The sequence below is a fragment of the Flavobacterium bomense genome, assembly GCF_003970355.1.
Genome location: NZ_RYDJ01000009.1, coordinates 128,539 through 135,634, shown reverse-complemented (window position 1 = coordinate 135,634; position 7,096 = coordinate 128,539). Strand labels below are relative to the sequence as shown.

At 35.5% G+C, this 7,096-nt stretch carries 5 protein-coding genes; 4 read left to right on the top strand and 1 reads right to left on the bottom strand.

Features of this window, described 5'->3' with window-relative positions; all coding sequences use genetic code 11:
• The first annotated feature begins 1,201 nt into the window (after nt 1-1,201).
• On the top strand, nt 1,202-1,903 hold the full coding sequence (locus EKL98_RS09590; RefSeq protein WP_126454357.1) for a porin family protein: 702 nt from the start codon (nt 1,202-1,204) through the stop codon (nt 1,901-1,903).
• On the opposite strand, the gene EKL98_RS09585 is transcribed toward EKL98_RS09590, so the two are convergent.
• Nucleotides 1,898-2,503 (bottom strand): hypothetical protein, encoded by a 606-nt coding sequence (locus EKL98_RS09585; RefSeq protein ID WP_126457532.1) that lies wholly within the window; start codon nt 2,501-2,503, stop codon nt 1,898-1,900. The two genes, EKL98_RS09590 and EKL98_RS09585, sit on opposite strands and share 6 nt — an antisense overlap.
• Nucleotides 2,504-2,726: 223 nt before the next feature.
• On the opposite strand from EKL98_RS09585, the gene EKL98_RS09580 reads away from it, so the two are divergent.
• From EKL98_RS09580 to EKL98_RS09570, 3 genes are all read left to right on the top strand, one after another.
• Nucleotides 2,727-5,168 (top strand): bifunctional UDP-N-acetylmuramoyl-tripeptide:D-alanyl-D-alanine ligase/alanine racemase, encoded by a 2,442-nt coding sequence (locus EKL98_RS09580; protein ID WP_126562162.1) that lies wholly within the window; start codon nt 2,727-2,729, stop codon nt 5,166-5,168.
• Between the two features lie 92 nt (nt 5,169-5,260).
• Nucleotides 5,261-5,677 carry a large conductance mechanosensitive channel protein MscL gene (gene mscL / locus EKL98_RS09575; RefSeq protein ID WP_126457530.1) on the top strand — a complete coding sequence of 139 codons (417 nt, stop codon included), beginning with the start codon at nt 5,261-5,263 and terminating at the stop codon, nt 5,675-5,677.
• 363 nt (nt 5,678-6,040) lie between these two features.
• Entirely contained in the window at nt 6,041-7,030 is a 990-nt protein-coding gene (locus EKL98_RS09570; RefSeq protein ID WP_126457529.1) for an aspartate-semialdehyde dehydrogenase, read from the top strand.
• Nucleotides 7,031-7,096 lie beyond the last annotated feature (66 nt).

The following is a 7,096-nucleotide window of genomic DNA, read 5'->3' as shown; positions in this document are numbered from 1 at the left end:
AACAAGGCAACAAGATCCATTAGCCTATATAAAAATGCTACAACGAGCACAAGATTTTAGTGCAACATTAAAAGCAGATACTATGGAAGATTTAGAATTGCAATTAAACTCAAGTAACGCTTTCAAAGAACACGACGAAGCCAAATTAAAGATTATCGTATAAAAAGACACGGGCAATCCTTTCGATTGATTATGAAACAAATTTTAGTCAATTAAACCACATAAAAAAGACATCACTATTCCATGTGTCACTTTGTGACATAAATGGCAGAAATACTCATCATAAATAGAAGTAAATTGCCGCTTCTGAACGAAAGGAATTATTTACTATTTTTATTGAGTGCCAGAACTTGAATCATAGAGGTTTCAAGTTAGGCAACGCCCAATCAAAGCCATAGATAGAGTATGAGAACCGAAAACAAGAGATTGTGTATCTACCCGAAAGACATACAACGCATAACAGGAAAAAGTTATCGTCAAAGTATTAGACTGCTTCAAAAAATCAGACAAGAGCTCAATAAGCTCCAAAATGAGTTTGTATCTATTGAGGAATTTTGCCAATACACCAGCCTAAAAATTGAACAATTTGAACCCTTGATAATTGGATAGAAATTAAATTTTAGGCAACTAAATTTTGAACTTTACCAGTTCAAAAAATATTGTCTAACCAGTTCAAATTATTATAATTAATCATTAATTCCAGCAAAAAAATCCTTATATTTGAATAATTGAAATTTAGAACAATTTGCTAACATATTGAGAGGTGTCAGTTGAGGTGTCACTTAAAATAAAAGCTTTGCAAAGCCTTATTTTAAGACACTTTATAAAAACAAACAACTCCTTCCTCTCTGCGATGAAATAATGCTTCCTAAAAGGGGAGCATTTTTTGTTTTAGGGCGTGGTCAATTTTTTAGTTTGTCAAGAGAGTAAACAAAAAAAGATCAGCAGGCAATACCAGTATTAATTTTTTGTGAGCCGTCCTTCCTTTAGGTCAACAAGGGTAGTTCAGTCCTTTCTGTCAAATAGAATTCCGTGGCTGCAAGAACTTAGAGCGTTTTTATCTTTAAAGGTCTTAAAAAGGATTATTTGTGGTTGTTATTTATCACAAAACGATCAAAAGGGTATATTTGTATCGTTTTAATGAGAATTGGAAGCCAAAGGTGTTTGATAGAATCATTGAGCGATTTAAAACCAAAAAATTATGCGAATTTTTCTTAGTTGTTTTCTGCTGCTAATGGTTGCTACTGTTTTTTCTCAGGAAAATACACCATCACAAGATACTCTAATTATGAAAGTGGATTCCTTGTATCGTGAGGATCAGTTCTATTTTGGGATCACTTACAATATATTGACGGACGGCCCTTCGGGGTTGTCACAAAGCAAATTTTCGTCGGGTTTGTCAGGTGGTTTTTTGCGGGATATGCCTTTAAATAAAAAGAGAACCGTTGCAATAGCTTCCGGTATTGGATTTACATATAATAATTACAATCAAAACATAGCCATTTCTGCAACAGACGGTATGCCAGTTTATGCCCTGATTGATGCCAATAGGGATTATAATAAAAATAAGTTTTCCCTACTTTCAGTTGATGTTCCTGTTGAGTTTAGATGGCGAACCTCTACTTATGAAAGCCATAAATTTTGGCGCATTTATACAGGAATAAAGTTTAGTTATTTGCTCTACGACAAGTCCGTTTTTGATAGTGCTCAAGGCAAAGTGGTGGTTACAGGAAATAAAGATTTTAATAAATTACAATACGGGGCTTATGTCTCTGCAGGATACAATACAATTAATTTGTATGCCTATTATGGTTTAAATTCAATATTCAAATCGGCAAAAATAGAAGACAAGTCAATTACCATGAAAGCATTAAATATTGGCATAGTATTTTATATTTTATAGCCATAAAACCAATAGAAGCAATTGTGGAATAATTCCCAGAACAAAACCTAAAAGGAGTTCTTTAATGGTATGCGCTTTCATTTCCAGTCTGGAAGTCGCGACCACGCCATTCAACAGTAGTAGTAATGCAATAGTAAAAATATTTTGAATTTGAAGGTGCAGGCTTAATCCAATGATAAATACAGTCAAAGAGCTGAAAGCTATCATGTGCAGGCTTGCTTTTATCTGCAAAAACAATAGGATTAGAGCTAATAATGAACTCAAAAGTCCCCCCAATAAAAAAAAATGCAACTCTGGATAGGAATCAATAGTGATACTTTTTCGAACTAATAAGATGATCAAGAAACAATGAAGTATTAAGGGTATTTTACGCTGGGATATTTTAGAAACCATTATGGAATCTATATTTCCTGTAGCGCGTAAGAGAAAAAAGGCCAAAACAGGAATTAACACCGTCACAATCAACACCTGAAAAAAAATGAATATCTTTTCTTGACTCACAAAATCAGATCCATTAAAAAAAAGGTAGAACAATGTTGCCATTGCCGGAATGAATATTGGATGGAAAATATAAGAGAAAAGGGGAAGAGTTTTTTTCAATAGTTTTGATTTTGTATCAAACAAATATAGGTAATCTGTCAAAATTAGTAAAGCATATCAAAAGAGTTTCTTGTTTTTAATAAACGAAATTGCTCATAATTATCGTATATCTGTCGCTTCGTTTTGAAAAGAAGTGCTATTTTTGAGGAAGTTTTGCAAATAAACAGCCTGTTGAAAGTATCATTTTCAAAAAAGAAATTCACCTCAATCTTTTTTTTATTCCATGAGCAAAAAAATTCTAAATAGCATACAAAATATCCCCGCAAAGTTTATTGGAACCAGCAGTACGATGGCTATTGATTCTATTTCTATAGACAGTCGTTCTTTGCAAAATGGCCCGAAAACGCTGTTTTTTGCATTGGTTGGAGCCAATACGGATGCGCACCTTTATCTCAAAAATTTAATTGCAAGTGGCGTCCAGAATTTTGTAGTTACCCATATTCCTGAAGATTGTGAAGGGAAAGCTAATTTTTACGTAGTGACCAATACCTTGTTGGCTTTGCAACAATTTGCCGCAGCATATCGCAGCCTCTTTGATTTTCCTATCATTGGGCTTACGGGAAGTAACGGTAAAACGATAGTCAAAGAATGGCTTAATTTTTTATTAAGTCCGGATTATAACGTTATCCGAAGTCCAAAGAGTTACAACTCTCAAATTGGTGTTCCGCTGTCTGTGATTGCGATAAATGAAAAACACAATTTAGGAATTTTTGAAGCCGGTATTTCTACGGTTTCAGAAATGGAAAAACTCGAAAAAATCATTAAACCTACGATTGGAATTCTCACGAATATAGGGACGGCACATGACGAAGGTTTTGCTGATATCAGTGACAAAATCAAAGAAAAATTGAAACTTTTCCAGGATGTCCAAGTCATTATTTATCATAAAAATCCAACAATTGATTTGTTGATCCGTCCCGATACCGCCGTTTTTTGCTGGAGTTATAACGATGCTAAGGCTTCGGTTCTGATTACTAAAAAGGGAGTTTTAGACAAGACCGTTTTGACGGTGCTACAAAACAACAACAAGTTTGACATAAAAATACCATTTCAGGATGAGGCGTCGATAGAAAATGCAATTTCCTGTTTGATGGTTTTGTTGTATTTTAAATACGATGACAGAACGATTCAAAACCGCATGGAGTTGTTGTATCCGGTAGAAATGCGATTAAAAGTCAAAAACGGAATCAACAATAGCAGTATTATTGATGACAGTTACAGTTCTGATTTTCAATCCTTAAAAATTGCGTTGGATTTTCTTGAAAGTCAAAAACAGTATAAAAAGAAAACAGTCATTCTATCTGATATTTTTCAAAGCGGTTTGCCTAACGATGTGTTGTACTCGAAGGTGGCTGAGCTAATTGTTTCCAACCGGATTACACGGGTAATTGGTATTGGCGAAACCATTTCAGCATTTAAAAACAAGTTTGCTAACTGCAGTACTTTCCAAAACACAGCTGCATTTGTCGCTGATTTTGAAAACTTGGACTTTGGTAATGAAACCATTTTGATAAAAGGGGCGAGATCGTTCCAGTTTGAAGAAATTGTATATTTATTAGAGGAGAAGACACATGAAACGGTCCTAGAAATCAACCTGAATGCTATTAGTTACAACCTGAATTTTTTTAAATCAAAGTTGCTACCAAAAGTAAAAATTATGGTTATGGTAAAAGCATTCGGGTACGGAAACGGCGGACTCGAAATTGCTAAATTACTGGAACATCATAAAGTAGATTATTTGGGCGTGGCTTTTGCCGATGAAGGAATTTCATTAAAAAACGGGGGCATTAATTTGCCTATTATGGTCCTTAATCCAGAGAATACTAGTTTTTCGGCTATTATTCAACATCAGTTGGAACCGGAAATTTACTGTTTAAAAGGTTTATATGCGTTCTTGAAAATAGCAAAACAAAAAAATTTAAAGCATTTTCCAATTCATATTAAATTCGATACCGGCATGCATCGATTGGGCTTTGAAGAAAATACCCTCGATGAACTGATAGCTGCGCTAAGAGGAAACAGTACCGTGCAAATAAAAAGTATTTTATCACACTTGGCTACGAGCGATGATCTTGAACACATGGATTTTGCTCATTCCCAAATTAATTTGTTCGAGAAAGTATCCTCTAAATTGATGTCTGAATTGCAAATAAAACCCTTGCGTCACATCCTGAACACCTCTGGAATAAGCAATTTTCTGGATTCGCAATACGATATGGTTCGGCTAGGAATTGGTCTTTATGGAGTTTCAAATGATGCCCAAGAACAAAAGCAACTCGAAAATGTGGGGACACTAAAATCCGTGATCTCACAAATAAGAACGATTGCTGCTGGAGAAAGCGTAGGCTATGGCCGCCGATTTGTAGCCGAAAAACCAACAAAAATTGCTACAATTCCCATAGGATATGCTGATGGGATTTCCAGAGGCTGGGGAGATGGTTTGGGATTTGTTATGGTAAAAAACACCAAAGCCTATATCGTTGGGAGTATTTGTATGGACATGCTGATGGTTGATGTCACCGGCATTGAATGCAAAGAAGGTGATTCAATACTTATTTTTGGCGAAAATCCAACGGTTTCTTTTATAGCCCAGAAATTAAATACAATTCCCTATGAAATTTTGACCAGTATTTCGCAACGGGTGAAACGCGTGTTTTATAGGTAGCGATTAAATTTAGAAGAAAGGACTGTTACTACTTTTAAAATTTTTATTAAATTCGTTTGTCAGAAGTAAATTTTAACCTAAAAAAATAAATTATGGGATTTTTTAGTGATTTCAAAGCCTCTTTGATGAAGGGAGACGTTTTAAGTTTAGCAACTGCGGTTGTTATTGCTGGAGCATTTGGCAAAATTGTAGGCTCAGCTGTTGATGATGTTATAATGCCAGTTGTTGGTTTGTTAACCGGAGGAATTGATTTTACCCAAAAATTCATCACCTTAGACGGAAATAGTTACGAAACCCTGGCTGCTGCAAAAGCTGCGGGTGCCGCCGTGATTACCTACGGTAATTTGGTCCAAGCCATTATCAACTTCATAATAATTGCATTCTTTATTTTTGTAGTTTTAAGAGCTGCTGAAAAGGCCAAGAAAAAGGAAGTTGTTGCCGTCGCTGCTCCAGCTGGACCAACACAGGAACAATTGCTGACTGAGATTAGAGATTTATTGAAAAAGTAATTTCGACTACAGGATAGCTAAACCGCTTTGGGAAAGAGGCCTTTTTTTCTTTATTCAAAAGGTTATATAAAACAAGATGATTTTCATCCTTAACATAATAAGGTGCCGGGAGAAATACTTTACAACTTAGTTTTCTTAATCTCTTAATGGTTTAAAATACTATTTATAGGTTTGCGATTAAAAAAGAGCAGATTTTTTAATGGGAAATTTGAGGTTGTCTTTTAATTTGTTGAAAATATAACATTTTGTTATTTTTTGTTAACCTCCTTGTTTTGATTTCAATATTACTTACTTTTGTACTTCAAATTTAATATTCACCCGAGCCTGAAAGGAGAACGGACGAAGTAATACTAAAAATATACTATGAGAATAGCAGTTGTAGGAGCTACCGGAATGGTTGGCGAAGTAATGTTGAAAGTTTTGGCAGAAAGAAATTTCCCTGTAACCGAGTTAATTCCCGTTGCTTCACAGCGCTCAGTGGGTAAAGAAATTGAATACAAGGGCAAAAAATATAAAGTGGTAGGCATGCAAACTGCAGTAGATATGAAAGCAGATATTGCTTTGTTTTCTGCAGGAGGCGACACTTCACTGGAGTGGGCTCCAAAATTTGCAGCAGCAGGAACAACCGTTATCGATAATTCATCGGCTTGGCGAATGGATCCGACTAAAAAATTAATCGTTCCGGAAATCAATGCAACAGAATTGACCGCCGCAGATAAAATCATTGCAAATCCAAATTGCTCTACCATTCAAATGGTATTGGTTCTGGCTCCGTTGCACAGAAAATACAACATCAAACGGGTCATTGTTTCTACCTATCAATCCATCACTGGAACAGGCGTAAAAGCAGTGCAACAATTGGAAAATGAATACGCAGGCGTTCAGGGTGAGATGGCCTACAAATATCCAATTCACAGAAATGCGATTCCACAATGTGATTCTTTTGAAGAAAATGGGTACACGAAAGAAGAGATGAAATTGGTACGTGAAACCAAAAAAATATTAAGCGATAATACAATTGCTGTTACAGCGACTGCGGTACGGGTGCCAATTGTAGGCGGACACAGTGAAGCGGTAAACGTAGAATTTACGAACGATTTTGATGTAAACGAAGTACGAAACATTTTGCATCATACCGATGGCGTAGTCGTACAGGACAATAATGACACCTACACGTACCCAATGCCAATGTATGCGCAAGGAAAAGATGACGTTTTTGTAGGTAGAATTCGTCGTGACGAAAGCCAAGAAAATACTTTAAATATGTGGATTGTTGCGGACAACTTGAGAAAAGGAGCAGCGACAAATACCATCCAGATTGCTGAATATTTGATCGCAGCTAAATTGGTATAAATCGATTTTTATTTTTAAAATGAAACCATTTGTTTCGCAAAAATATATTTTGTGAGATAAATGGTT

Bases quoted from the DNA above. Each gene is read 5' to 3' on its own strand.
- mscL (WP_126457530.1), top strand. From the start codon at position 5,261: ATGGGATTTTTTAGTGATTTCAAAGCCTCTTTGATGAAGGGAGACGTT.
- EKL98_RS09590 (WP_126454357.1), top strand. From the start codon at position 1,202: ATGCGAATTTTTCTTAGTTGTTTTCTGCTGCTAATGGTTGCTACTGTT.
- EKL98_RS09570 (WP_126457529.1), top strand. From the start codon at position 6,041: ATGAGAATAGCAGTTGTAGGAGCTACCGGAATGGTTGGCGAAGTAATG.
- EKL98_RS09580 (WP_126562162.1), top strand. From the start codon at position 2,727: ATGAGCAAAAAAATTCTAAATAGCATACAAAATATCCCCGCAAAGTTT.